This window comes from Sphingomonas sp. Leaf230 (genome assembly GCF_001421745.1).
Taxonomy (GTDB): Bacteria; Pseudomonadota; Alphaproteobacteria; order Sphingomonadales; family Sphingomonadaceae; genus Sphingomonas.
Genome location: NZ_LMKW01000001.1, coordinates 338,918 through 364,477, shown reverse-complemented (window position 1 = coordinate 364,477; position 25,560 = coordinate 338,918). Strand labels below are relative to the sequence as shown.

At 67.0% G+C, this 25,560-nt stretch carries 25 protein-coding genes and 1 tRNA gene; 3 read left to right on the top strand and 23 right to left on the bottom strand.

Annotated elements, in window-relative coordinates; all coding sequences use genetic code 11:
• Positions 1–44: 44 nt before the first annotated feature.
• The gene (locus tag ASE82_RS01690) at positions 45–485 is read right to left on the bottom strand and encodes an Lrp/AsnC family transcriptional regulator (protein WP_056058065.1); all 441 of its coding nucleotides are present in this window, start codon (positions 483–485) and stop codon (positions 45–47) included.
• A 127-nt stretch (positions 486–612) separates the two neighbouring features.
• On the opposite strand from ASE82_RS01690, the gene ald reads away from it, so the two are divergent.
• Positions 613–1,719 (top strand): alanine dehydrogenase, encoded by a 1,107-nt coding sequence (gene ald / locus ASE82_RS01685; RefSeq protein ID WP_056058063.1) that lies wholly within the window; start codon positions 613–615, stop codon positions 1,717–1,719.
• A 51-nt stretch (positions 1,720–1,770) separates the two neighbouring features.
• Positions 1,771–1,989, top strand: coding sequence for a DUF3072 domain-containing protein (locus ASE82_RS01680; protein ID WP_056058060.1), 219 nt, complete (start codon positions 1,771–1,773; stop codon positions 1,987–1,989).
• A 42-nt stretch (positions 1,990–2,031) separates the two neighbouring features.
• Here the strand turns inward: ASE82_RS01680 and ASE82_RS01675 are convergent, their stop codons facing one another.
• The 20 genes from ASE82_RS01675 to ASE82_RS01580 all read right to left on the bottom strand — a co-directional run bounded on the left by ASE82_RS01675 (position 2,032) and on the right by ASE82_RS01580 (position 19,678).
• Positions 2,032–2,760, bottom strand: coding sequence for a tetratricopeptide repeat protein (locus tag ASE82_RS01675; protein ID WP_235524407.1), 729 nt, complete (start codon positions 2,758–2,760; stop codon positions 2,032–2,034).
• Positions 2,676–3,059 carry a cytochrome c-type biogenesis protein gene (locus tag ASE82_RS01670; protein ID WP_082441170.1) on the bottom strand — a complete coding sequence of 128 codons (384 nt, stop codon included), beginning with the start codon at positions 3,057–3,059 and terminating at the stop codon, positions 2,676–2,678. Before ASE82_RS01670 ends, ASE82_RS01675 begins: the two co-directional genes overlap by 85 nt.
• 53 nt (positions 3,060–3,112) lie before the next feature.
• Positions 3,113–3,640 carry a DsbE family thiol:disulfide interchange protein gene (locus ASE82_RS01665; protein WP_082441168.1) on the bottom strand — a complete coding sequence of 176 codons (528 nt, stop codon included), beginning with the start codon at positions 3,638–3,640 and terminating at the stop codon, positions 3,113–3,115.
• Positions 3,637–5,550 carry a heme lyase CcmF/NrfE family subunit gene (locus ASE82_RS01660; protein ID WP_056058048.1) on the bottom strand — a complete coding sequence of 638 codons (1,914 nt, stop codon included), beginning with the start codon at positions 5,548–5,550 and terminating at the stop codon, positions 3,637–3,639. Before ASE82_RS01660 ends, ASE82_RS01665 begins: the two co-directional genes overlap by 4 nt.
• Complete coding sequence (gene ccmE / locus ASE82_RS01655) at positions 5,547–5,993, bottom strand: cytochrome c maturation protein CcmE (protein ID WP_056058045.1); 447 nt, start codon at positions 5,991–5,993, stop codon at positions 5,547–5,549. Before ccmE ends, ASE82_RS01660 begins: the two co-directional genes overlap by 4 nt.
• Positions 5,994–6,090: 97 nt before the next feature.
• Positions 6,091–6,816, bottom strand: coding sequence for a heme ABC transporter permease CcmC (gene ccmC / locus ASE82_RS01650; protein WP_056058043.1), 726 nt, complete (start codon positions 6,814–6,816; stop codon positions 6,091–6,093).
• A 189-nt stretch (positions 6,817–7,005) separates the two neighbouring features.
• Positions 7,006–8,055, bottom strand: a complete 1,050-nt coding sequence (locus ASE82_RS01645) for a Leu/Phe/Val dehydrogenase (protein WP_056058040.1) — start codon at positions 8,053–8,055, stop codon at positions 7,006–7,008.
• Between the two features lie 111 nt (positions 8,056–8,166).
• Positions 8,167–8,243: transfer RNA gene (locus ASE82_RS01640), tRNA-His, on the bottom strand.
• Between the two features lie 66 nt (positions 8,244–8,309).
• Entirely contained in the window at positions 8,310–9,035 is a 726-nt protein-coding gene (gene gspN / locus ASE82_RS01635; RefSeq protein WP_056058037.1) for a type II secretion system protein N, read from the bottom strand.
• Positions 9,032–9,508 (bottom strand): type II secretion system protein GspM, encoded by a 477-nt coding sequence (gspM, locus tag ASE82_RS01630; RefSeq protein ID WP_056058034.1) that lies wholly within the window; start codon positions 9,506–9,508, stop codon positions 9,032–9,034. Before gspM ends, gspN begins: the two co-directional genes overlap by 4 nt.
• Positions 9,505–10,590, bottom strand: coding sequence for a type II secretion system protein GspL (gene gspL, locus ASE82_RS01625; RefSeq protein ID WP_056058028.1), 1,086 nt, complete (start codon positions 10,588–10,590; stop codon positions 9,505–9,507). Before gspL ends, gspM begins: the two co-directional genes overlap by 4 nt.
• Complete coding sequence (gene gspK, locus ASE82_RS01620; RefSeq protein WP_235524405.1) at positions 10,587–11,585, bottom strand: type II secretion system minor pseudopilin GspK; 999 nt, start codon at positions 11,583–11,585, stop codon at positions 10,587–10,589. The genes gspL and gspK overlap by 4 nt, the downstream gene beginning before the upstream one ends.
• Positions 11,572–12,258 (bottom strand): type II secretion system minor pseudopilin GspJ, encoded by a 687-nt coding sequence (gene gspJ / locus ASE82_RS01615; RefSeq protein ID WP_156348723.1) that lies wholly within the window; start codon positions 12,256–12,258, stop codon positions 11,572–11,574. The genes gspK and gspJ overlap by 14 nt, the downstream gene beginning before the upstream one ends.
• A complete protein-coding gene (gene gspI / locus ASE82_RS01610) occupies positions 12,255–12,659 on the bottom strand; it encodes a type II secretion system minor pseudopilin GspI (RefSeq protein ID WP_056058025.1) in 405 nt (134 codons plus the stop codon). The genes gspJ and gspI overlap by 4 nt, the downstream gene beginning before the upstream one ends.
• Positions 12,649–13,164, bottom strand: coding sequence for a GspH/FimT family pseudopilin (locus tag ASE82_RS01605; RefSeq protein WP_082440970.1), 516 nt, complete (start codon positions 13,162–13,164; stop codon positions 12,649–12,651). The genes gspI and ASE82_RS01605 overlap by 11 nt, the downstream gene beginning before the upstream one ends.
• Positions 13,139–13,579, bottom strand: coding sequence for a type II secretion system major pseudopilin GspG (gspG, locus tag ASE82_RS01600; RefSeq protein WP_235524390.1), 441 nt, complete (start codon positions 13,577–13,579; stop codon positions 13,139–13,141). Before gspG ends, ASE82_RS01605 begins: the two co-directional genes overlap by 26 nt.
• An 8-nt stretch (positions 13,580–13,587) precedes the next feature.
• A complete protein-coding gene (gspF, locus tag ASE82_RS01595) occupies positions 13,588–14,814 on the bottom strand; it encodes a type II secretion system inner membrane protein GspF (RefSeq protein WP_056058019.1) in 1,227 nt (408 codons plus the stop codon).
• 171 nt (positions 14,815–14,985) lie between these two features.
• Entirely contained in the window at positions 14,986–16,638 is a 1,653-nt protein-coding gene (locus ASE82_RS01590; RefSeq protein ID WP_082440968.1) for a GspE/PulE family protein, read from the bottom strand.
• Positions 16,635–18,854 (bottom strand): type II secretion system secretin GspD, encoded by a 2,220-nt coding sequence (gene gspD / locus ASE82_RS01585; RefSeq protein ID WP_056058015.1) that lies wholly within the window; start codon positions 18,852–18,854, stop codon positions 16,635–16,637. The genes ASE82_RS01590 and gspD overlap by 4 nt, the downstream gene beginning before the upstream one ends.
• Positions 18,851–19,678 carry a type II secretion system protein N gene (locus ASE82_RS01580; RefSeq protein ID WP_056058012.1) on the bottom strand — a complete coding sequence of 276 codons (828 nt, stop codon included), beginning with the start codon at positions 19,676–19,678 and terminating at the stop codon, positions 18,851–18,853. Before ASE82_RS01580 ends, gspD begins: the two co-directional genes overlap by 4 nt.
• A 137-nt stretch (positions 19,679–19,815) precedes the next feature.
• Between ASE82_RS01580 and ASE82_RS01575 the strand changes: the two genes are divergently transcribed.
• Complete coding sequence (locus ASE82_RS01575) at positions 19,816–20,472, top strand: prolyl hydroxylase family protein (RefSeq protein ID WP_056059512.1); 657 nt, start codon at positions 19,816–19,818, stop codon at positions 20,470–20,472.
• Positions 20,473–20,740: 268 nt separating this feature from the next.
• Here the strand turns inward: ASE82_RS01575 and ASE82_RS01570 are convergent, their stop codons facing one another.
• Both ASE82_RS01570 and ASE82_RS01565 read right to left on the bottom strand, forming a co-directional pair.
• The gene (locus tag ASE82_RS01570; protein WP_056058009.1) at positions 20,741–23,533 is read right to left on the bottom strand and encodes a TonB-dependent receptor domain-containing protein; all 2,793 of its coding nucleotides are present in this window, start codon (positions 23,531–23,533) and stop codon (positions 20,741–20,743) included.
• 108 nt (positions 23,534–23,641) lie between these two features.
• On the bottom strand, positions 23,642–25,270 hold the full coding sequence (locus ASE82_RS01565) for a hypothetical protein (RefSeq protein ID WP_056058006.1): 1,629 nt from the start codon (positions 25,268–25,270) through the stop codon (positions 23,642–23,644).
• Positions 25,271–25,560: the final 290 nt, after the last annotated feature.

Below are 25,560 nucleotides of genomic sequence, written 5' to 3'. Positions count from 1 at the left end.
CCCCCGCCCCTCCCTTCCAGGGAGGGGAGAAGAGTCGCCGGCGTTCAGCGCCTCACGACCTCGCGGATGACGAAGTGCGACGCCAGCCGCGTCACCCCGGGCAGTTGCGACAAGGTCTCGCGGTGAATGCGCTCGAACGTCTCGCCGTGGCGGATCTCGACGTGGAGCATGTAATCCGCCTCCCCGCTCATCAGGAAGCATTGCACGACCTGCGGACACTCAACGATCTCTGCCTCGAACGCCGCCATCGTCTCCTTGCGCTGATCCCGCAGCGTGACGTTGACGAGGACGATGCTGGGATCGCCGCGCGCTGCTTGCGACAGCACGGCACGATAGCCGGTGATCGCGCCACTCTCACGCAACTGCGCGACCCGGCGATGCGCGGCGCTCGCCGACAGGCCAACCGCGTCGCCAAGCTCCGCGCTGGTCAGGTCGGAATTGGCGGCGAGCAAGTCCAGAATCCTGCGTTCGATCGTGATGCTCAAGATTATCCCGTTTTAGTGACGACGGATGCAATCATTTTGCAGATGCGGTATCGCACCGAGACCAGTTTGCGAACCCTTCCCGTCCAAGGCGCGCTAATATGGCGCAAACGATAATGGAGTGGAATCAATGCGCGTCGGTGTCCCCAAGGAAATCAAGAACCATGAATATCGCGTCGGCCTGACCCCGCCATCGGTCGCCGAACTTGTCGCGGCCGGTCACGAGGTCGTCGTCGAGACGCAGGCTGGATCGGGGATCGATTTCGAGGACCAGGACTATGTCGACGCGGGCGCGACGATCCTGCCGACCGCTGCCGCGGTGTTCGCCGGCGCCGACATGATCGTAAAGGTCAAGGAGCCGCAGCCGAGCGAGATCGCGATGCTTGAGCCGCGCCATCTGCTGTTCACCTATCTCCACCTCGCCGCGGACAAGCCGCAGGCAGAGGGGCTGATAAAGTCCGGCGCGACCTGCATCGCGTACGAGACCGTCACCGACAACCGCCGCGGGCTGCCGTTGCTGAAGCCGATGTCCGAGGTCGCGGGCCGCATGTCGGTGCAGGTCGGCGCGCATTATCTCGAGAAGGAACAGGGCGGACGTGGCGTGCTGCTCGGCGGCGTGCCCGGTGTCGCGCCAGCCAAGGTCGCGATCCTCGGCGGCGGCGTCTCGGGCGTCAACGCGGCGCAGATGGCAGTCGGCATGCGCGCCGACGTGACGATCTACGACATTTCGAACGATCGCCTCGCTGAGCTCGACATGTTCTTTTCCAGCCAGATCAAGACGGCCTATGCGTCGAAGGCTGCGATCGCGGCAGCGGTGAAGAACGCGCATCTGGTGATCGGTGCGGTGCTGGTGCCGGGCGCCGCTGCGCCGAAGCTCGTCACGCGCGAGATGCTGAAGACGATGAAGCGCGGCTCGGTGCTGGTCGACATCGCGATCGACCAGGGCGGGTGCTTCGAGACGTCGCACGCCACCACGCATGAGGATCCGGTGTTCGAGGTCGACGGCGTGATCCACTATTGCGTCGCCAACATGCCCGGCGCGGTGGCGCGCACCTCGGCGTTCGCGCTCAACAACGCGACGCTGCCCTTCGCGTTGAAGCTCGCCAATCTGGGCGCCGAGGCGGCGATGAAGGCCGACCCGCACCTCGCCAATGGGCTGAACGTTTACAAGGGCAAGATCGCGTACAAGGCGGTCGCCGATGATCTAGGTTTACCTTACGAAGCATGGGCGGACTGACTCGGGAACGGATGCGGAACACGGGTGTTGGGCAGGGGAAAGGAATTTCCAATGTCCGACACCCCGAACCCCAAGTCCGAACCGTTCTCGAACGCCGAGAAGGACCCGGACGACTGGACCACCGGCGACGAGAAGATGACCGGTGCGCAGGCGAGCTACCTCAAGACGCTGTCCGAGGAAGCGCATGAGGAATTCGACGAGACGCTGACCAAGGCGGATGCGTCGAAGAAGATCGACGAACTGCAGTCGAAGACCGGCCGCGGGCAATAAGCGCTTCATCCCGTCATTCTGGGTTGCCTCAGGATGACGGGATTATTTTTGGCCTGCGTTCGGCGTATCCTGCATAGCCAGAAACCGATCCAGCAACGCGAGCCGAGTGGCGATCTCGCCTCGGTATGAGATGTTGGCCGGCGTCAACGCCAGCGCCCTTGCCCAATATGGCCGGGCCGTCGCGAACTCGCCCGCCCGCACATAGGCCAGCCCCAGAAAGAACGGCGGAGCAGGATGCTTGGGCGCCAACCGCATTGCCTGCTGGAACGCGAACAGCGCGGGAGGAGAAACCTGGTTCGCATCATGCGCCGCCAGCGCGTTGGCGAGCCCTGTCCACATTACCACGCTCTTAGGGGCGATCCTCAGCCCTCCGAGCAACACCTGCACCGCCGCGCGACGGTCGCCGATCCGCGTCATCGCGTCCGCCGCAACCAGGTACGCTGCCGCGCCCGTATACCGCTCTAGCATTTGGTCGCGCAGTTCGAGCATCGCGCTATCGTCCGGCGTCGCTGCAAGTCCGGGCGACGCTTCATGGCCGGCAAGCCCTGGCTGCCCCTGCCACGCGTATCCCGCCGCACCTAGCATCAGCGCCGCGGCGACCATCGTCCACAGGACGCGGTTCACCTTCATTACTGCGAGCAGCGCAAACGCACCGCCTCCGATCGCGGCCAGCCAGACGTATCCCATCAGCGTGTCCTCCGCCGGAAGCTCGACCGCGCGATCCAGCCGCCGATACCAAGCAGCAGGATCGGCGCTAGCCACAACGGCCATGTCAGCCCCGACAGCGGCGGGTCGTACGTCACATAATCGCCATAGCGCGCGATCAGCCAGTCGCGGATCGAGGCCGGCTTTTCGCCCCGCTCGATCCGCTCGCGGACGAGCGCGCGCATGTCGGCCGCCATGTCGGCATCGCTGTCGGCGATCGACTGGCCCTGGCAGACGAGGCAGCGCAGCGTTTCCATGAGCGCTCGGGCGGAGGCTTCCTTGGCGGGGTCTGCGAGTTGCACGTTGGCGTAATGCGCTGGTGGAGTGATCGGCTGGGCGAAGGCCGGCGAGATACAGAGCAACAGCGCCGCAACGACCTCCCCTCCCGCTCGCGGGAGGGGAACTTGGTTGCGCACCCTCACCGCGCGTCCTTCACGGCTTGCACGATCTCGGCCACATTCTCCGGCCGGATATCGCCGATGATCTGCTTCACGACGATCCCGCGGCCATCGATCACGAACGTCTCCGGCACGCCCGACGAGCCCAGCGCCAGCTGCACTTGGCTGGCCCGATCGCTGCCGATCCGCTCGTACGGATCACCATTGCGCCGGAGGAACCCAGCGATCGCCGGAGCAGTGTCGCGGATCGCGATCGCATCGATCGGCACGCCCATCGCCTTCAACCGCATCAGTTGCGGCGCTTCGGCGATACACGGGATGCACCAGCTCGCGAACACGTTGAGCAACCGCGGCTTGCCCTGCCGGAACGACGCGCTGGTCAGGCCCGGCTTGCCGGGGACCATCGCCGGCAGCGCGAAATCGGGAAGCGGCTTGCCGACCATCGCCGACCGCACCACCTTTTCCGCAGGCCTGAACAGCCCGCTTGCCACCACCGCGAACAGCAACGCGAAGATCGCCAGCGGCGCCCAGAGTGCGAACCGTTTCACGCCCATTCAGCCCGTATCGCAGCCCGTCGCTCGCGGAGCACCCGACCGATCAGCGACAGCATACCGCCGAGCGCGATCAGCACGCCACCGAACCAGATCAGCGTCACGAACGGCTTCCACCAAAGGCGAAGCTGCCACCGCCCCTGCCCGTCCGGTTGCCCGAGCACGGTGTAAAGCTGGCCGTCGAGCACGGTCAGGATCGCAGACTCGTTGGTGCTGGTCGGCGGGTTGGCGAAGAAACGGAGTTGCGGCCGCAGGATGCTCGCGCTGCTACCTCGAGTCGCGGTCAGACGCGCTTCGAGTGCCGACCAGTTCTCCCCGATCACCGGCGATATCCCGTCGAGCGTCACGGTGTACGGACCGACCCGCGCCGGCTCACCCGTGCGCACCGCGACCAGCGTCTCCTTGGTGAACGCGCTGTCCGATGCCATCCCGGCAAGGCTGACCGCGATGCCGAGATGCGCGATCACCATACCGTAGGTGAATAGCGGCGTGCGCCTCAGGTTGCGCTTCCACAGCGGCGCGACGCTGGCGACAGCGAGCCCCGCGGCGAGCGACAATCCGGCCCAAGGCAGTACGCCCGGCCAGACGAACAGCAGCGCGATCGCCGCCACCAGCGTCGCACCGATCGGCAGCATCACACGGCCCAGCACCGCTTTCGCATCGTCACGCCGCCAGCGCAGCAGCGGCCCGACTGCCATTACCGCCACGAGAAGCAGCGCGATCGGCCCCGCCGCCTTGTTGAAGAATGGCGGCCCGACCGACAGCTGCACGCCAAAGCTCGCCGCGACGATCGGATAGAGCGTGCCGATCAGGACGATCCCGAGGATCACCGACAGCAGCAGATTGTTCGCGACCAGCGCGCCCTCGCGACTAACCGGATCGAAGGTCGTGCCGGCGCGCACGGTGCCGATCCGCGCGGCGAACAACGCCAGCGCCCCGCCGATGTAGATCGCAAGCAACGCCAGGATAAACGCGCCACGCTTTGGATCGACTGCGAAGGCATGGACGCTTGTCAGGATGCCCGAGCGCACCAAAAACGTGCCGATCATCGACATCGAGAACGCGACGACCGCCAGCATGATCGTCCACGCGCGCAGGCCGTCGCGGGTTGCGAGTACGGTCACCGAATGGAGCAGCGCGGTGGCGGCTAGCCACGGCATCAGCGAGGCGTTCTCGACCGGATCCCAGAACCACCAGCCGCCCCAGCCGAGCTCGTAATACGCCCAATACGATCCGGCGGTGATGCCGAGCGTCAGGAATATCCACGCGATCAGTACCCAGGGGCGCATCGCCTTCGCGAACGCCGGGCCAACGTCGCGGGTGACCAGCGCGCCGACCGCGAACGAGAACGCGACCGAGAGGCCGACATAGCCGGTGTAGAGCGTCGGCGGGTGGAACGCCAAGCCGGGGTCCTGCAACAGCGGGTTGAGCCCGAGACCGTCGGCCGCGGCGGGGTTCAGTCGCGCGAACGGGTTCGAGGAGAACAGCAGGAACGCGTAGAAGCCGAGCGCGATCGTCGCCTGCGCGCCGAGCGTCGCGGTGAGCGTGCGTTCGGGCAGCGAGCGTTCGAAGATCGCCACCGCCCCACCAGCGAGTCCAAGGATCGTCACCCAGAGCAGCATCGAGCCTTCGTGATTTCCCCATGCGCCGGCAAACTTGTAGAGCCACGGCTTGGCGGAATGGCTGTTCTCAACGACCAGCTTCACCGACATATCGGAGTCGAGGAAGAGTTCGATCAGGAGCGCCATCGCCAGTAATGCGAGCAGCCCCTGGACGATCGCCACCGGCCGGACCGCCGCTGCCACGTCTTCACGACCGCGTGCGAGACCGATCGCCGCCATTACCAGCTGCAACGCCGCGAGCGCGCCCGCGAACCAGAGCGCGGCTAGGCCTGCTTCGGCGATCACTGCTTGGCGTCCGGTTCGAGCGTCTTGGTCTCGTGCATCTTGCCGGCCATCTCCGGCGGCATGTATTTTTCGTCGTGCTTGGCGAGCAGATTCGACGCGACGAAGCTGCCGTTGGGCTGGAACTGGCCCTCGGCGACGACGCCCGATTTCTCGCGGAACAGGTCCGGGACGATCCCGGCGAAGACGACCGGCGTGGTTGCTTGGCCGTCGGTGACGGTGAAATGCACGGTGATGCCGTCGGCGGCGCGCTTGACCGAGCCGCCCTTGACCATTCCGCCGAGCCGAACCGCGCGGCCGAGCGGGAGGCCGTCGCGGCGCACGTCGGAGGGCGCGTAGAAGAATGCGGCCTGGTCCTTGAGCGCGGACAGCGCGAGCAGTCCCGCGATGACAACCGCGCCGAGCGCCAGCAGCGCCAGCGTCAGGCGTTGATGCTTGGCCTTCATTTCTCGGCCCTGCGCATCGCGAGGTAGCTCAACAACGCAATGATCGCACCGCCACCCAGCGTCACGACATACGCAGCAGTCACGAACGGCCAGGGATTCATGCTCTCGCCATTCTGCGCATCCGCGCTTCGGATTTCGCAACGGCCAGCATCATCCGCATTCGCATCAAGACGATGCCGGCGAACACGAACGTGAACCCGGCGAGCATGATCGGCAGCGGCCACAGGATCGACCCGTCGATCGTCGATTGCGTGAGGCCGATGCTTGGTCCCTGGTGCAGCGTGTTCCACCACACCACCGAATAACGGATGATCGGCAGCAGCACGGATCCGGCGATCCCGTAGAGCGCAGGCACGCGCCCGTCGCCGCCACGATCCGCATCCGCCTTCGCGAGTGCCATGTAGCCGAGATAGACGAAGAACAGCAGCAGCATCGAGGTCAGCCGGCCGTCCCATTGCCACCACGTTCCCCAGGTCGGCCGTCCCCAGATCGAGCCGGTCATGAGACAGAGTGCCGCGAACACCGCGCCAGGCAGCGCGATCGCGCGCGCGGCGACGCTGGCGAGCGGATGACGCCAGACCAGAAACATGATGCTGGAGATCGCGATCCCGCTCCATCCGCCCATGCCGAGCCAGGCGGCGGGGACGTGGATGTAGAGGATGCGGACGGTCTCGCCTTGGAGATAGTCGGGCGGGGTCTGCGTGAGGCCTGCCCAGCAGCCCAGCACGATCAGCGCGACGCCGGCCCAGAACAGCGCTGGCGTCAACGGCTTGGCGATCTTCAAGAAGCGCGCGGGGTTTGCGAAGGCGTGTAGGGTGGCCACTAGGGATAGCCATTATGGCAACATCGCGAGGCTGTCACCTCGGACTTAAGCCCCTCTCCCCATCGGGGAGAGGGAGGGGCCCGCCGCACTTGCGGTGGGAGGGTGAGGGGCGTGAGGCTCGGGTCGTTTACCCCAACCACCCCTCATCCGGCACTTCGTGCCACCTTCTCCCCGGAGGGGAGAAGGATATCAGCGGCCGATCAAGCCCTTCGCGATGCTGTCGGCGACGTCAGAAGCTGGTTCGCCCAAACGGTCGCTCTCGTTCCAGACCTCGATCAGGCGCTCGGGGATGCGCGCGATCCGCGCCTTCACCTCGGCCTCGTCGCCGTGACCCAGATACTCCAGGCCGACATTGATGATCCCGCCTGCGTTGATCACGTAATCCGGCGCATACAGGATACCGCGAGCATGCAGTCGTGCACCGTCCTCGCGGACGCTCAGCTGGTTGTTCGCACCACCTGCAACGACCTTCGCCTTCAGCGCAGCGATCGACATCTCGGTCAGGATCGCACCCAGCGCGTTCGGGCTGAAGATATCCGCTTCGGTCGTCAGGATCGCCTCGGCCGCCACCGCGGTCGCGCCGAGCTCAGCCGCCAGCTTCTGCGCACGACCCTCGTCTACGTCCGCCAGCGTCAGGACCGCGCCGTCCTTCGCCAGCAACCGCGCGAGACCGCCGCCGACCGAACCGACGCCCTGGATCGCGACGCGCACACCCTTCATGTCGGTCGCGCCGAGACCGCGCTGTGCCGCCGCCTTCACGCCGAGATAGATGCCGAGCGCGGTGTACGGCCCGGGATCGCCACCCGCAGCGCCGCTCGCAACCGGCAGGCCGGAGACGTAGCGCGTCTGGCTGGCGATCACCTTCATGCGATCTTCGGACATGCCGACGTCCTCGGCCGTGACGTAGCGCCCGCCGAGCGAGTCGACCGCGCGACCGAACGCCTCAAGCTGGGCGGTCGTGATGACGTCGCCGGGCTTGGCCGCGAGGACCACGCCCTTGCCGCCGCCCAGCTCCAGGCCCGCCATCGCGTTCTTGAAGCTCATGCCGCGCGACAGGCGCAGCGCGTCGGTCACCGCGCGGCCGTTGTCGGCATAATGCCAGAAGCGTGCGCCGCCGGCTGCCGGCCCGAGCTTGGTCGAGTGCACCGCGATCACCGCGTGCAGGCCCGATTCGGGATCGGTGAAGGCATGAACGCCCTCGTGGTCGTCGAAATCGGGAAGGTCCCAAACCGCTGTCATCGCCGGCTCCTGAGGAGAATAAAATTACCGGGAGGCGAAATATTATTTTCCAGCCGGTTTTACCAGCCCAAAGCGCTCACGTTGGGGAGGCTCGGAAAAATAATGGGAAAATGGGGCGACCGACGGGACTTGAACCCGCAACATCCGGCATCACAAGCCGACGCTCTAACCAATTGAACTACGACCGCCGCGTAGGCATCGCCCCCTAGCGGGGGTCGCCGGGCGGCGTCAACCGTCGACTTGCCAAAAAGACGTCAAAAACGTCCTTCGATGGCGAGCTTGTACCCGTTCGGGCCGCTCACGAAGCCCGCCTGCTCGAGCTTCTGGACCGCCAGTGGATCGGACGGACGCAGCGACAGCTCGGCGCGGTAGGTCCCTGCCCCCTCGATCCGGAGCGCGATGCTCTCGGTCCCGGCCTGGCTCGCCAGCGGCAGCAGCAACGCCGTGCCATCACAGCGTGCGGTGCCGCTCACCGACTGCGGCAAGGTGATCCCGCCGACGTCACCCGCCAGCGTCGCGCGGACGCGGCCCTCGGCGGCTTCGCACTGGCCATCGCGGAAGCGGACCGAGACGTCGTCGAGGTCGAGCGCCGAGACGGGCACCGGCGCGAACAGCCGGCCGGTCGCGACCGTGGCGGTCATGTGATCGACGCCGAAGCCGTGGCGACTGACGCTCGCCGACCCGCGCAACGGCTTGGCCGACACCGATTCGGGACCGGCGAAGACGATCCTCGCGCGGCCGACCAGCAGCGGCAGTGGCGACAGCCGCGCGTGCAGATCGCCGAGCGCAAGATCGCCGAACCGGGCCTCGGTCAGCGTCGCGCCCCAGATCGTCCCCGACACGCGCCGCGCGACCAGCCCTTCGTCGCCGACGCCGACCCAGCCGAGCACCGCGCGCATCGGCAGGAATATGATCAGCGCGATCAGCAGCATCCCGCCGAACAGCGCGGCGGGGCCGGTACGCAAACGAATGCGCCTCATGCCGCGCGCGCTTTCAAGGTGAGTGCGACGCCGACGGTCTTGTCGCCCTTGTCGGTCATCGCCACCGAATCGACGAGGATGCCGAGCCGTTCGAGGCGTGCGAGCCACGCGACCAGCGCCGCGGGGCGCGCCGACTGGATGCCTACCCGTACCCGGCTCGCGCCGTCCTGATCGAGCGAGGCGAGCGCGAAACCGGCCTGGTCCGCTTCGGCACGCACCGCATCGGCGAGCGTGCCGGTCAGTGGCGTGGCGCGGGTCCGCTGGATATCGCGCAACGTCGCGACTTGCGCGCGCGTCTCGCCGAGCCGGGTGACGGCATCGGCATGACGCTCCCGTGCGCTCGACAGGCCGTCGCCGACCGGGCGGATGATCAGCGCCCACAGCAGCGTGAGGACCGCGAGCCCCGCCATCACGAGCAGCAATCGCCGCTCCCGCAGCGAGCGTCCCTCGAACCACGTTTTCAGTCCGGTCATCGTCCGCTCTCCGGGCTGATCGTGAGTTCGCCCGTCACGCGGCCGGCTGCTGCCTGGAACACGCCCGCGCGGACCGAGAAGCCGGCGGATTCGAGCGCGCGCTTCAAGTCGGTCGCCAAGGCTTCGCGTTCGACGGCCACCGACAGGCGCAGGTCGCCGTTCGCCTGGAAATCGAGCGCGGTGACTTCGGTGCCGGGCGTCGCACGCACCGCCGCGAAGACCGCCGCAGTCGTGCTGGTGAACCCTAGGCCCGGTCCCCGCACGCGCGACAGACGCTCGTCGAGCTGGCGGCTGGCGTCGACCACCGTCTCGCCGCGCGGCAAGCCAGTGCCCGCCACGGTGTCGGCTTCCGCCTCCAGGGCATCCGCGCCGAAGCTGTATTTGGCGATGCGGACGAGCGAGATCGCCAGCGTCACGGCGAGGATCGTGAGCGACAACAGCGCGAGCCGACGGATCAGCCCCCAGTCGATCGCGAACCGTCGCCGCCGCGCGAACGGCCCCTGTCGCAGATCCAGCGGGGGCGACGCGACGGCGGCAACGATCGCCGCCTCCAGCGTGTCGCTGTCGATCGTCGCCGGCGCAGTGCCACCGGTCACGAGCTCGGTTAGCCGCGCCTCGTCGGCGAACCCGCTGGAGGTGCCACGCACGACACCGCTGCCAGCGAGTTCCGCCCGTGCGTACCCCTCTTCGGGTCGCGGAAGGAGCATCGGTGCGGGAATGACGGCGACCGGGTCGACGCCTGCTTCCGCCAGCATCAGCAGCCAGTCGCGCATCGTCGCGGCACCGACGACGCCGATCGGTCGGTCGCTCGCGCCTTCGTCCCCCACCGCGACATGGAGTTCGGCGAGCGGCGATGCACTCGCCTCGCTCGCCAGGATACGCGCGGCCGCCGTCGCCTGCGCCGCGGACCGCGACGGCAGTTCCGCCCAGTGCAGCGTCACCGCATCGGCGGGCGCGACCGCGATCGTCTCGTCGTCGATCGCATCGGGGATACCCTCCCCCTCCCCGACCACGCGCGCGTCCGCGACGCGCATCCAGCGATATCCGGTCTCGCCGGCGGGAAGGAACAGCAAAGTCGTCATGATGGCTCGCCCCATTGCCGCGATACGAGCTGCGCGGGAAGCCGGTTCGCGTCGATCAGCGCACGTTCCTGCATTTGTGTCGTGCCGAGCGTCACGTCGATATCGAGCGTGAACCATTTCGACAGCACCTGCGCGTCCACACCGGGCGCGATGTTGGCGGCGCCAAGCAACGACGCGCCCTTCTGCATTTCGTCGAACGTGGCGTAGCCCTGCACCGGTCGCCGCAACAGCAATTGCTGCGCGGCACCGACCGACAACGTATCGGGATACATCATCGCCAGCAGCACGCTCTGTTCGGGCAGCAGCGTGTTGACGTTGATCGGCGATGGCTTGGCGAAGGGCAGCGTGCAGATCCACGGCCGGATCTTCGTGTAGATCTCAGGCGTCATCCCGGCGATCGCGCGCAGTTCGCTGGGGTCGGTCATTAGCGTGCCGGCGGTGCGGTACGACGGCACGCGGCCGAGATATGCGCCGTCCTCGGCCCCCATCGGTGACTGGTCCTGATCGCTGTCGATCCAGTCCGTCGTGCCCGCCGCGACCTGTTCCGCGACCTGCACCGGCACGTCGAGCAGCCGCATCAGGCGGACGAACTGCGGCCGGACGTCGCCGCGCGCGACGTACACGCCGGGGGTGGTCATGCCGACGAGAGAGTTCAGGTTGAAGCAGTTGGCACCGTCACGCACCCGCGCGGTCGCAAAGCCTCCGGGGACCGGCAGGCCGAACGGCGTGTTGCTCCAGCCGCCGGCCAGCGTGACCCGGCTTGGCTTTGGCGCGAGCAGGTTGGAAACGCGGATCAGTGCCATCGTCTCCGCCGCGAGCGCATAGGCGCGCGCCTGCTCGCCGGTCGCGGCGTTGCTCGCGAGGCGGGTCGATAGCCGGAGTTTCTCCAGGGCCGCGCCGGCCATCACCGCGATGATCGCGACGAGCATAAGGACGGTGAGCAACGCTGCACCCCGCTCTTGCCCGCGCGGAATGCCGCGATCAGGTGCGCGCACCGGGCGTCTCCTGTCCCGGAGGGGTGCCCGCCGGTGGCGTGACGGCGGGCCCGGTTCCATCAGATGGCGCGGGCACGTAGCTGGTGCCGACGAGAAACATCTGGCGGAACTGCGTTCCGTCGTCGCGCTGGACGGTGAGTTCCATCGCGTCCGGCAAGGGCCTGCCGCTCGCGCCATCCCAGCGATCGCTCCAGGCGCCCGCGATGCGATAGCGTAGCGCTACCTGGCGGACTTTGGTGAGCAACGCGGCAGGCGGCAACGGCTGCGCGCCGTCGACCATCGGATAGGCGATCCGCTGGAGCGCGCCACCATCGACGCGGTAGGCGACCTTCTGCATACTTGAGCGCGCCGTCCCGTCGATGTTGCTCCAGCCGGCGCGGACGAGGCGAAGCATCGGCGTGACGCCCGACCCGCTCTCCCCGATGAATGCGGGGACGCTGGTTCCTGCCTCGTCGCGGGTGGCGCGGTTGGTGGCCTGGGCGAGATCGGCGGACAGGATCGACATCGTCCGCGTGAGCGCGCTGATGTCGTCGAGCTTGGCGCCCGTCGAACTTTGCGCTTTCACGCTGAACGACAGGATGGCCACGCCCGCGGCGGCGATCATGCCGAAGATCATGAGCGACACCATGACTTCGATAAGCGTGAAGCCAGCCTCGGCTTTCGGAGGCGTCACATCACCATCCGCGGCGCGGGTCGCACCATCGTCAGGCGGCCGAGTTGCGTGCCGGTCCGGTCGGCGACCGCCACGTCGATCCGCAACACGCTCGATCCGCCGAGCGCGCTGACCTGTCGGGTCCACGTCCAGGGCTGGCCGCCGTTGGTCTCTGTACCGGTGACGCGGCCTGCGGTCGGGGGCTGCGCGCTGGTGACCGCGTCGATCGCTACGTTCCGCGCGACCATCTGTGCGACGAGCGTTTCGTCGAGGATCGAGGCGCCGCGGATCGTCGCGCTCTCCAGGCGTACGAGTGCCATCGCCGCAAGGCTGAACACCGCCAGCGCGACCATGATTTCGATCAACGTGAAGCCGTGTTCGGCGTAACGTCGACGAACGGTGAAGCCGCGCTCAGCCCGCATCGGCTCTTACGCTACCGTCGGCGTCGATGTGGACGGTCGCCGCGACGCCACCACGATCGAGGCGGATCTCCGCGGGGCGATCGACGAGGCCGGTCGGGTCGAACGTCACGCGCATCCGGCCGCTGGTGTCGTCGATGCTGGCCCTGGTGCCTTCGTTCCAGCGTTCGACTCGCATCGGTTTCTCCGCGATCGGGGTCCAGCCACCAGCGAGTCGACGGTCGAATCCATAACCGCCGCCGCTGATCCAGACGCTTACCGGGCGAGCTTCGACAATCGCCGAATCGTGCGCGGCGCGGGTGCGCAGGGCGAAGCGCGTCGCCTCGTCGAGAACGCGGCCGCGCGGGTCCGGCATGACGAGAACGGCCACAGCGGAGGCCAAGCCGATGATCGTGACGACGACCATCAGTTCGACCAGCGTGAAACCACTTTCGCGTCTCCGCGAAAGTGTCCCCGCGCAGGCGGGGACCCAGTCCAAGGACCTATTGCCAGCTGCCGATATCGGCATCGATCCCCTCGCCGCCTTCCTTGCCGTCCGCCCCGAAGGTCCAGACGTCGGCCTCGCCGTGCGCACCGGGCGAGGCGTAGAGATACGGGCGCCCCCAGGGATCGTTCGGCAGCTTCTTCAGATACCCGCCACGCTGGTACCGCGATGGATCGGCGAGCCCCGCGGGTGCCGATACGAGCGCGTTCAGCCCTTGCGTGGTGTTGGGGAAGGTCATGTTCTGGAGCTTGTAGAGTTCCAGCCCGCCCTCGATCTGGGCGATGTCGGCCTTCGCCTTCTGGATCCGCGCGGTGTCGCCCGAGGGCAGCACGTTGAGCGCGACGATCGTGGCGAGCAGGCCGATGATGACGATCACGACCATCAGCTCGACAAGGGTGAAGCCGGCCTCGCGGCGACGTTTCTTCAGTTCGGGACGCATACGAAACCTCATTGTCCGGCCAGCGTGTTGAGCTGGAGGATCGGGAGCAGGATGGATAGCACGATCGTCGCGACGATGCCGCCCATCACGACGATGATCAGCGGTTCGAGCAGCGAAAGTGCGGTGGCGGTGAAACGGTCGAACTCGCGTTCGAGATAATCGGCGGCGCGTTCCAGCATTTCATCGAGGCGACCTGCCGCTTCCCCGCTCGCCGCGAGATAGGTCAGCAGCGGCGGGAAGACGCCGGCGCGGCGCATCGCGGCGGAGAGCGAACCACCGCCGCGGATCGCGTCGACGATCTGGTCGGAGGCGAGGCGGAGGCGGCGGTTGTGGATCGTGCTGGCGGTCAGGTTGAGGCCGTCGAGCAGCGGCAGGCGACTCGCGACCATCGTCCCGAGCGTGCGGGCCATGCGGGCCGCGTGAAGGTCGCGGATCAGGCGGCCGAGTAGCGGAATGCGGAGCAGCCAGCCGTCGAACGCGAGCCGGAGCGTCGGGTCCTTGAGCGCGCGCCATCCGGCCAAACCACCACCGACGACGATCAGCAGCATCACCCACCAGTATCCGACGAGGAACGCCGAGAACGCCATGACCATCCGCGTGAGCAGCGGGAGTTGCTGGCCGACCGTGTCGAATTGCTCGACGACCTGCGGCACGACGAACATCATCAGCGCGGTGACGACGCCGAACGCGACGAGCGCGAGGATCGAAGGATAGGCGAGCGCTGTGATGAGCTTGCCGCGGATCTCGGCCTGGCGTTCGAGCAGGGCGGCGAGCCGGTCGAGAATGGTCGGGAGCGAGCCCGAGCTTTCGCCGGCGGAGACCATCGCGCGGTAGAGCGGCGGGAAGCTTTTCGGTTCGCGCGCCATTGCGTCGGCGAGGCGACGGCCTTCGACGACACCGGCGTGGACGTGCTGGACTATCGTGCGGACGCTGTCCTGTTCGGTCTGGCGGGTGATCGTGCGGAGCGATTCTTCCAGCGGCGAGACGCGGTTGAGGGTGGCGAGCTGGCGGGTGAAGAGCGTGAGGTTCTTACCCGACATCTTCGGCGTGCCGAGCTGGAGACCGAAGAGTGGGCGGCCTTTGGAGGCCTGCGGCGGCGCGCCGGGGGTGATCTTCACGACATAGAATTTGCGCGCGTCTAGGGTGGCGCGGGCGACGTCGATGTCGGACGCGGCGACGTGGCCGCGGCGTTCGGCGCCCTTGGTGTCGATTGCGATGTAGTCGAAGTCCGCCATCATCCTCCCCTGCAAGGGGAGGGGGACCGCCGCGAAGCGGTGGTGGAGGGGGCGTGCCGCGCACGTTGCGTTGCGCTGCTGGTGGCGTACCGCTGGTGGTGCGAGCGTGGTGAGCCCCCTCCACCAGCTTCGTTGGTCCCCCTCCCCGTTCCGGGGAGGATTTTTAGGGCGTTATGCAACTGCTGTATCCTCGACGACTTCGGTCGTGTCGCGGCGGGATACTCTTACCGCTTCTTCGGCGGTGGTCTGGCCGGAGAGGACCAGGTCGCGGGCCGATTGCGCCAGGTTCGGGGACTTGGCGAACGCGTGCGCGGTAATCTCCGATTCGTGGCCGTCGGTGTTGATCAGGCGGCGGATCGTGTCGTCGATGCGGACCGCTTCGAAGACTCCTATACGCCCCTTGTAGCCGGTCTGGTTGCAGTCTTCGCAGCCTTGCGCGACGTAGACGACTGCGTCGGAAGCGATACCAAGCAGCGGGGCGACCGTATCCGACGCGGGCACGGCTTTGCGACACGTAGGGCAGAGCCGCCGAACAAGGCGCTGCGCGATCACCGCACGCAACGTGGAGGCGAGCAGGAAGCTCTCGACCTTCATGTCGCGCATGCGGGTAATCGCGCCGATCGCGTCGTTGGTGTGGACCGTCGACAGCACGAGATGGCCGGTGAGCGACGCCTGCACGGCGATCTCGGCGGTCTCGCGGTCGCGGATTTCGCCGACCATGACGACGTCGGGATCCTGGCGGAGGATCGCGCGCAAGCCTGCCGCGAAGGTGAGACCGACCTTGGGGTTCACCTGGGTCTGGCCGACGCCGTCGACCGCGTACTCGACCGGGTCCTCGACGGTGAGGATGTTGCGGCTGCCGTCGTTGAGCAGTCGCAGTGCGGCGTAGAGCGAGGTCGTCTTGCCCGAACCGGTCGGGCCGGTGACGAGGATGATGCCGTTGGGCTCGCTCAGCGCTTCGTTGAGCAGCGCGAACAGTGCGGGCGGCAGGCCGAGCGCTTCGAGATCGATGCCGGCGTTTTCCTTGTCGAGGATACGCAACACCACGCGTTCGCCTGCGCGGGACGGCAGTGTCGAGACGCGGACGTCGAGCAGCTTGCCGCCCAGTGTCAGCCCCATACGACCGTCCTGCGGGACGCGGCGTTCGGCGATGTCGAGGCGCGCCATGACCTTGATGCGGCTGACGACGACCGGGGCAACGTTGGGCGGCATGCGCAGCGTTTCGCGGAGCACACCGTCGATGCGCATGCGGACGACTAGGCCGGACTCATATGGCTCGATGTGGATGTCGGACACGCCGTTTCGCGCGGCGTCGGCGATGATGCCGTTGATGAGGCGGATCGCGGGAGCGTCGTCGGCGGTGTCGAGCAGGTCCTCCGCGGTCGGCATGTCGCCGGCGAGCAGGTCGAGTTCGTCGCCCATGCCGACCGCGGCGAGCGCGTTGGCCTGGCCGTCCATCGCGTAGACGTTCGACAGGAGGCGATCGAACGCGACCTGTTCGACGAAGGTGACGTCGAACGGGCGGGCGAGGTAGCGGCGGAGTTCTAGCAGGACTTTCGGGTCGGCGCCGGCGCGCATGGCGATGGTGAGGTGGGAGTCCGTGTCGGTGTGGTCGATGACGACGCCGAACTTTCGGGCGAAGGCGTAGGGGATGGTGATCTGGGGGAGGTCACTGCTCCCCTCCCGCTCGCGGGAGGGGTTGGGGGACGGAATGACATACCCCTCGATCGCGTCGTCCGGGAGTAAGACAGGCCCACCCCCGACCCCTCCCGCAAGCGGGAGGGGAGAAGTTGCGTCGATCTCGTGGCCTTCGCGGATGATCATTTCTTTGGTCGCACGACCATCGTCGAGGTGCGGACCGGGACAGCGATGCGCGGGTCTTCGATGCTGCCGGGGATCGGCGCGCTCGGGATCGGCGGCGCGGCGCCCATGTAATCGCGGACGAGCTGGTCGATCGACGGCTCAGCGCCCGGCTCCTGCAGACCCTGTTGCAGGCGGACATAGCCGTAGCGCTGCTCGGTCAGCTTGCGGCTGTCTTCCGCGGTGCGCAAAATCGTTGGGCGGATGAAGATCATCAGGTTGGTCTTCGACCGCTGTTTCGCCTTCGACGTGAACAGATGGCCGAGCACGGGGATGTCGCCGAGCAGCGGGATCTTCTCGATCGTGCGCCGCTCGTTATCGTCGAGCAGACCGCTGATCACCGCGATCTGGCCGTCGTCGACGGTGCGGACGGTCTCGACCTCGCGCTTGTTGAGGATCAGGTCACTATTGTCGCTCGACACCGGCCCGGCGATCGAGCTGACCTCGAGGCGGAGGTTGAGCTTCACGGTGCCCGACGAGTTCACCTGCGGCCGGACGGTCAGCTCGATGCCGACATTCTGGCGCTGCGTCGTGCGGAAGGCGTTGTCGAAATTGGTGCTGAGCGCCTGCCCCGTGGTGATCGGAATCTCCTGCCCGACGAGGCTGTGCGCCTCCTGGTTGTCGAGCGTGACGAGGTGCGGGACCTGGAGCAGGTTCGAGGTCGTGTCGCTCTTCACCGCGTTGATGATCGCGCCGAAGAACGTGCTGCCGATCTTGCCGCCGAACCCGCCAAAGCCGCCGGTGGCTGCGAGGATCGACGCGATCGCCGACTGCTGCAGCGCGTCCGCCGCGGCGTTGGGCGTGTTCGTTTCGGTGCGCGTGCCATCGGGCGCGACGACCGTCGTGCCGTTGCCGCCGATCGAGCGCGCGCCGATCGCGCCGGCGATCTGCAGGATGTTGGGCGCGGAGTTCGAGAAGGTCGACGCGCCGAACGCGCCGCCGCTCGGATCGCCGACGATGAACTGCGCCCCGAGCGTGCGCGCGGTCGAATCGGAGACTTCGGCGACGATCGCCTCGACGAGTACCTGTTCGCGGCGCGTATCGAGCTGGCGGACGACCTCGTTCAACTGGCGCTGGATCTCGGCAGGCGCGGCGATGACGATCGCGTTGGCGCCGGCAAAGCGCGTGACGACCGCGGCGGTCTTGCCGCCGGCCGCGGTGATCGCAGCCTGGCCCGATCCGCCGCCCCCGCCGCTCGACGAAGGGCCAGACTGCGGGATTTGCGGCTGCGAGAAGTTCGACTGGCCGCCGGACGCGCCGTTGGTGCTGCTCGATCCGAAGTTCGAGCGCGACAATGCCGTCTGCACGGGCTGCGTCGGGGTCTGGCCGACGAGTTCCTGCAACACCGGCAGCAGCTGCTCGGCGTCGGCGTTCTCGAGGAAGACGACCTTGATCTCGGTACCGTTGCGCGCCTTCTGGTCGAGGTCGGCGGCGACCTGCGCAAGGCGGGCGACGGTGGTCGGATCACCGCGTAGCGCGACCGCGTTCGAGCCTTCGACTGCGACCACAGATGCGCTCGGGCCGGCGGCGGCACCACCGCCCTGCCCGCCCTGTCCGCCGCCCGTGCCGGCGCCGATGAGCCCCTGGAGCGCAGTCGCGATTTCCTTCGCACTGGCGTTCTTCAGCGCGACGACGCGGGTGGAGGATGTGTCGGTGTCGATCCGGCGGAGGACTTCGCGGATGCGGCGGATGTTGTCGGCGAAATCAACCACGACGAGGCTGTTGCCGCCGCGGTTCGCGCTGACCGAACCCTGCGCGCTGACCAGCGGACGGACGGTCTCGACTGCGGACTGCGCGTCGATCGCGCGGAGGCGGATGATCTCGGTGACGTAGCTGTTGCGCGCGGCGCCTGCGACGCCGATCCGGCTCGGCTGCGAAGCGGCGTTGTCGAGCGGCTGGACGCGGAACGCCCCGCCCGAGGTCGGCACCGCGACGAGGCCGTTTGCGCGCAACGTCGAGAGGAAGATCTCGAAATATTCGGAGCGCGACAGCGGGCGATCGGTGACCACCGTCACCTTGCCGGCGACGCGGTTGTCGATGATGAACGTCCGCCCGGTGACCTTGGCGGCATCGGCGATGAACGCGCGGATATCGGCATCGCGGACGTTGAGCGTGGTCTGGGCATGAACGCCGGCTGCCAGCGCGAGGGCTGCGACGGGGCCGAGAAACAGTTTTTTCATTGAGGGGGCGCGATCGTGATGGCGAGCGGCAGGGTATCCTGGCCGCGTTCTACGGTGATGGGGACGTTGCCGCCGCCCGCGAAATCCTTGGCGATGCGGTCGAGGTCGCCGGGACCGGAAACGGGACGCCCGCCGATCGAGGTGACGACGTCGCCGTCCTTGAGCCCGGCCGAGCGGAACGCGTTGCCCGAGCCTTGCGAGCGGACGGTGAGCCCGCTGATGCGGCCGCCGTCAATGCGGGGGATGAAGCCGATCTCGCTGCGCAACTGCGCGACGGGGATGCCGACGACGGGGGCAACGGCACCGGGCGCACCCGCTGGCGCCGCGCCGGGGACGACCGGCGTGACGGCGCCCGACTGGTCGAGGAACAGGTCCTCGTCGGCGCCGCCGCGATCAATCGTGACGTGATCGAACGCGACCGCCTTCAAACGCACGCCGGGCTGGATCTCGTCGCCGACCGCGACGCTCTGCTGGACGCCGTCGGGACCGGCGATGATCGCGGAGCTGCGGCCCATCGCTTCATCGATCCGCGTGCCGAACAGGGTCAACTGGAGCGACGTGACCGTAGCGGGCGCACCGGCTGCACCACCGAGGCGGAAAAACGGATCGAAACCGCGCAGGATATCCGCGGGCGAACCGACCACCACCGGCGCGGCCGGACGCCAGTCGCCGAGCGGCGTTATCGGCGTCACGATCGTCCACGCCAGCCGCGCGCACTGCACCGCCAGTCCGGCCAGCAGCGCGAGTTCGACGACACTATAGACATTCACGACCGGCATACGCCGCAAGATACGGCGCGCCCGCGCGTCCAGCTTCAATCGCATCCGCGACCCACCCCAATTTCCCGCTCTCTTCGTCGCGTAGGCATGCCATGTTACAATTCCGCGTCAATGGCTTGCGCGTTGGTTGCTTCGATTCTGATGGGGTAGCGCTTCGCGTCGGCGATGGGCAGAAGACGCGTATGTCCGATCCTGTCCCGTCCAGCGGCTCCGGCCTGCCTCCCGAAGCGATCATCGCGCGGCTGTCCGTACCCGGCGTGCAGCGCGTACCGAGCCCCAAGCTCGACCTGTTCGTGCGGCGCGACTTCCTGCCGCCGGACCTGTGCGCGACGTTGATCGAGCGTATCGACGCGGTGCGGCGGCCATCGACGATCTCCGATTCGAACGGCGATGCGAACTATCGCACGAGCGAGACGGGCGATCTGTCGCCGCTCGATCCGGTCGCGATCGAGGTCGAGCGCCGGATCGCGGCACTGACCGGACTCGACTCGGTGTACGGCGAACCGCTCCAGGGGCAGCGCTACGCGGTCGGGCAGGAGTTCAAGGGACACACCGATTATTTCGAGCCGAACGGCGTCGATTATCAGCGTTATTGCGGGGTCGCGGGCAATCGGACGTGGACCGTCATGATCTACCTCAACCAGCCGGAAGCCGGCGGCGCGACGCGGTTCAAGGCGATCGACAAGATCGTCCAGCCGGAAACGGGCAAGCTGCTCGCTTGGAACAACCGGCGCGCCGATGGGAGCATGAATCCGGCGACGCTGCATCACGGGATGAAGGTGCGCGCGGGGGTCAAGTACGTGATCACCAAATGGTTTCGCGAAAAGCTTTGGGGTTAGGCTTGGTCTAAGGCCATGATCGGTCGGACGAGTGCGGTTAGATAGGCGCAGCGGCGGCGCCCGCGCTCAGCACCTAGCGCCCTTAAAGCACCTCCCCGGCGAAGGCCGGGGTCCAGTTGGGCGACGTTGCTGACGGAGGACGGCGCTACGCTACACCGACCTTTTCAACTGGGCCCCGGCCTTCGCCGGGGAGGTCATCTTCTTGGGAGGTCGGTCGCTCCGAGTGCGCTCGCCACCGGAGCGCAACCTGAACGACCGCCCCCCTTCCTCAGAACGTCGTGCTGATGCCCAGCGTGAACACCTGACCTAGATTATACCGGTTGATGTACACCTTGTTGCCGTTCTCGAACGTCTGCCCCTCGGTGAAGCGCGTCTTGGTGAGGTTGCGTGCCTCGGCCTTCACCTCGAACTTGGCGCCGCGCAGTTCGATACCCTGGCGGGCGACGAGATCGAGGCGGATGCCGGGCTTCTCGATGATGTCGGGCAAGAAGCCCGTGCCGCCGAGGTTCGACGGGCCGCGGTTGGTTACGCGGTCGCTGGCGTAGTTGAACAACAACGTGATCTGCGACAGCCGCTTGGTGTCCTCCAGCCCGAGCTGGACGTTGACGAGGTGGTCCGACTGGCCGGTGAGCGGCGCGCCGTCGCGGAAGTTACCCGTGGCGGGCGCGAAGCCGGTCTGACAGCCCGCAACCTTGGTCGTCTGGTCAACGACATTCGGGACGCAGCTGCCATCCACCGTGATCGATGACTGCGTATAGGTGTAGTTGGCGATGAACAGCAGGCGGCGCGTCGCGAAGAAATCGCTGCCCAGCGTGTCGAGCGGCACGTATTTCTGGAACTCAACCTCGCCGCCGTACAGCTTGGCCTTGGGCAGGTTGGTGAAGCCCGTCTGGAGACGATCGTCGGCGCCGGTGTAGAAACCGACCTGCTCGATCGGCTTGTCGATCCGCTTGTAGAACGCGCCGAGCGTGAAGCGCTGGTCACGCGCGAAGAACCATTCGTACCGCGCATCGAGATTGTAGAGCTTGGTATCCTGCAACAGCGGGTTACCGAAGAACAGGCGATCCGATTCGGGATCGCGGAACTGCTGTGGCGCGAGCTCGCGGAACTGCGGGCGCGAGATCGTCTTCGACGCGCTGGCGCGAAGCTGCATGTCGGGCGCGAAATTCCAGGTCAGCGTCGAGGCCGGCAGGAAGTAATCGTTCTTCAGCCGCGTCGTGGTCGCGCCGATCGGGGTCACCCGCTCGTCCGCCGTCTCGTAGCGCACGCCGATCGTCGCGCGGACACCGTCGGTCGCCTCGGCCTCGGCCTGGACGTAGCCCGCATGAATCCGCAGCGACGCATCATATTGATACGCACCGAGCGGGGTGTTGAACTGCAATTCGAGCGAGTTCAGCGGATCGTTGGTATCGATCGCGAGCAGGTAATCCGGACGGAGCAGATTGTACGGATAGCCCGGCGCGGTGCCACCACCGCGCGGCGTCTGGTAGTTGAACTGGAGACGCGACGACGTGCGCTTCGTATCCGAGTAGAAATAGCCGGTCGACAGCGTCATCGGCCGCTCGGTCGACAGCTTGTACGCCGCGTCCGCCTGGCCGCTGTAGAGGTCTTCCTTCAGTTCGCTGAAGATGATCGACGCGAACGGCGAGAAGCGCTGCGTCACCTGATACGCGCCGTTGCACTGCGCGCCGCCGGTCCCGTTCGGATCCTGCACCGTGATCGGCCGACCGGTCGTGGTGGTGTTCGAGCAGAGATAGTCGAACTGCCGCTCGTACGGCGCATTGCGCTTCGAATTGGCATAGGCACCGCGGACGTCGAGCGTCAGCGCGTCGACGGGCTTGAACGCACCAACCAGCTGGCTCTCGAACAGCTGGCGTTCGAACCAGTTGGTGTTCTGCTGGAAACGCAGGCCGCTCGAGTTGTTGTAGGTGGTCGCCGCCGACCCACGCGCCTGCTTCAGCGTGTCGTGGATATAGACGTTGGTCAGCTTGATGCTGTTCTCGCCGAACTCGTAGCCGACGCCGATCAGCGCGTTGGCGACGATCCGGTTGTCGGTCAGCAAAGTCTGGAAATCGTTGCGGAGCAGACCTTCGTTGGTGACCGAATCCTGCTGCGTGATGCTGCGGGTGCGGAAGGTGTTGCTCGCGCTGACCGATGCGATCACGCCGAGCCGGCCCGAACCGATGTCGAACACCGAGCCGCCGCTGATCTCGCCCGAGAAATTGGCGGGGAGCTGGTTGTTGCGCTGGAGCAGCGAAGTCGAGGCGTTGCTGAGCGTCGCAGCCTGCGCGGCAGAGATGTTGCCGGTGCCGCTCGGCGCGTTCTTGATGAAGCTCGGCACCTTGCGCGTGCCGTCGTCGAAGCCGATCCAGTCGGCATCGCCGCCATAATAGGTGTAGCCGAGTTCGCTGGTGGTCGCGGTGTCGGCCGAGACCGAGCCGCCGAACGACAGGAAGTTCTTGTCCGGGATCGCCTTGGTCGTGAGGTTGATCACGCCGCCGCCGAACTCGCCGGGATAGTTCACCGAATAGGTCTTCTGGACCAGCGCGGAGCCGACGATCGTGGTCGGGAAGATGTCGAGCGGGACCGAACGGCGGAGCGGCTCGGGGCTTGGCAGTGGCGAGCCGTTGAGCAGCGACGACGAGTAGCGATCGCCGAGACCGCGGACGTAGACGAAGCCGTTACCGACGATGCTGAGACCGGTGACGCGCGACAGCGCGCCGGCGATGTCGCCTTCGCCGGTGCGCGCGATGTCCTCGGTCGACAGGATCGAGACGACCTGCGGGGTCGCGCGGACGAAATTCGGGATGTTGCGGCCGACGACGACGATGTCCTCGCCGCCATTGGCGTCGAAGCCAGGAGCCGACACTTCGGCCTGCGCTCCGGCGGCTTGTGGCGCGGACGTGTCCACCGGCGTCGAGGTCGGCCCGGTCGGTGTCGTCGATGCGGGCGGCGATGCGGCAGGAGCCGGTGCAGCGCCGCCGGTCTGGGCGAGCACGGCCGGCGCGACCAGCTGCGAGGTCAGGAGAAGTAAGGTGGCATAGCCGAAGCGCGTTTGCATGGCCGAATATCCAGATCAGGGGGTCTATGGGCGAATGCCGGGGCGGTCTTTGGAACCACCCCGGCATCGCTGCTCACATCATCGACTGCGGAGAGCCGACCGGAAGCGTTACCGGCCGTTGCAGTTGAAGTAGACCGAGGTGAAGATCGGCGGGCCCTGGTCCTGCTTCGAGGCATCGGCCGCGCGGATCGTCGAGCGATCGGCCTGGCTGGTTTCCTGCGCGATCAGGTTGAGGCAGGCGACGGTCGCCGGCGACTTCACGATGCCGTTGATGAAGCGCATGTCCGAACCACCGCGTTGGCGGATAGCGGCCGGCGCGAGCGCGGTCTGCACGAACGTAAAGTTCGAATACTGACCGAACGTACGGGGCAGCAGATCCTCGGCACCGTTCGAGTCGATCTCGGTCGAGAACGAGTCGGCGGTCGCACCCAGCAGGCGCTGTGCGGCGATGATGAACTGCATGAAGCCGCGATACCCGTTGTCGATATCATAGCCGTCGTCGTCTGCGCCGGTGACCGCGAAATACTTGATGTTCGTGGTGCCGCCGAAGATCTCGATGCCGTCATCGGCCGAATTGTGGCTCTGGACGTGATCGATCGTCGTGCCCGAACCGGTGCCGCCGAGCGTCAGGCCCTGGAGCTCGTTGCCGTCGCTGATCGCGATGCCGCTGTAGCGGATCTGGACATACTGCATCGTGCCGCTGTTGTCGGCTGCCGTCGGGCCACCGTAGAAGCGACCGGTGACGCCTTCGATCGCCTGCTGGCAGGTCGTGCTCGTGCCGCCGGCGTTGTTCGGACCGGTACCCGTGGCGCAGACCGCGACGGGGGCGCGGCCGAGCAGGATGATCCCGCCCCACTGGCCCTGCGTCGCATCGCTGACGCCGTTGGCGGTCAGGTTCTGCTGCGACGTGAAGATGATCGGCGCGTCGCGCGTACCGACGGCGCTGATCTTCGACCCGCGATTGACGAGCAGGAGATCGGCGGTGACTTCGGTCGAGTCCGCGGCGACGACGACGCCCGGTGCGATCGTCAGCGTCACGCCGGTATCGGCACCGGTCGTGCCGACATCGGCGCCGACTTCGGTCTGGCCACGCAGGCGGTAGAACACGCCAGCGATCTTCGGCAGCGTCAGGCTGGACGTGATGTTGGTCGGCAAACGGCAGGCGCGGAACGTCTGGACCAGGCCGTCGTCGATCGTGCCGGTCGGGCACGCTGCGGCCGAACCGCCAGCGCCGACGGCAGGAACCGCAGTGCAGCGCGCGGTCGTGCTGCCGCCGAACTCGGCCGACGTGGAGGCGCAGGTCCAGCCCTGGAACGCGGTGTCGGTCGGGCCGTTGAGCGCGCCGACGAAGTTGGTGCTGGCGAAGAACGGGTTGATCGACGACGGGTCGGTCGCGGTCGTGGCGGAGGTCGCGGCGGTCGGGTACACGCCGGTCAGGACGTTGGTGCCGCTGACGTTGTTGTTGGTGCCGGCGTTGACGATCGCAAGCTGCTCGTCGGCGCTGATCGTGATCGTGCCGTCCGAGCGGCCGCCCGAGGTCGAGGCGAACTGAGCGGCCGTGATCGCCGATGGGGTCGGCGTCGGCGTGGACGGCGTCGGGGTCGGCGTGGCTGGCGGGGTGATGATCACCGTGCCTGCGCCCGGCGAAGCGACGTCGTCGGCACCGCCGCATGCGGTGAGTGCGAGGCAGGCCGTGCCGGTCAGCAGGATCGTGCCGAGGCGAGTAAAGCTGGTCATGCAAAGGACTCCCGAGTCGTACCGTTGATTGTTCGGATCGACCCAGGCTCCCCCCTGCCGACCGTGACATGGCGGTTAGGCTGGCCAGATGACGCCGCGATGCGATTTCGGTTACGCTTGCATGACTATGATATGACGGTTCGATGACTGTCGATCGGGGCGCTGCAGGCCCATGGGGTTGAAAACCGCGCTATCGAACACATCTCTTCCGATCCGGCGCGCGATGATTTACAGGCGCTGCCAGAGTCACTGCCCACGCATTCCTGCGTGCGGACGGTCAGACCAATATT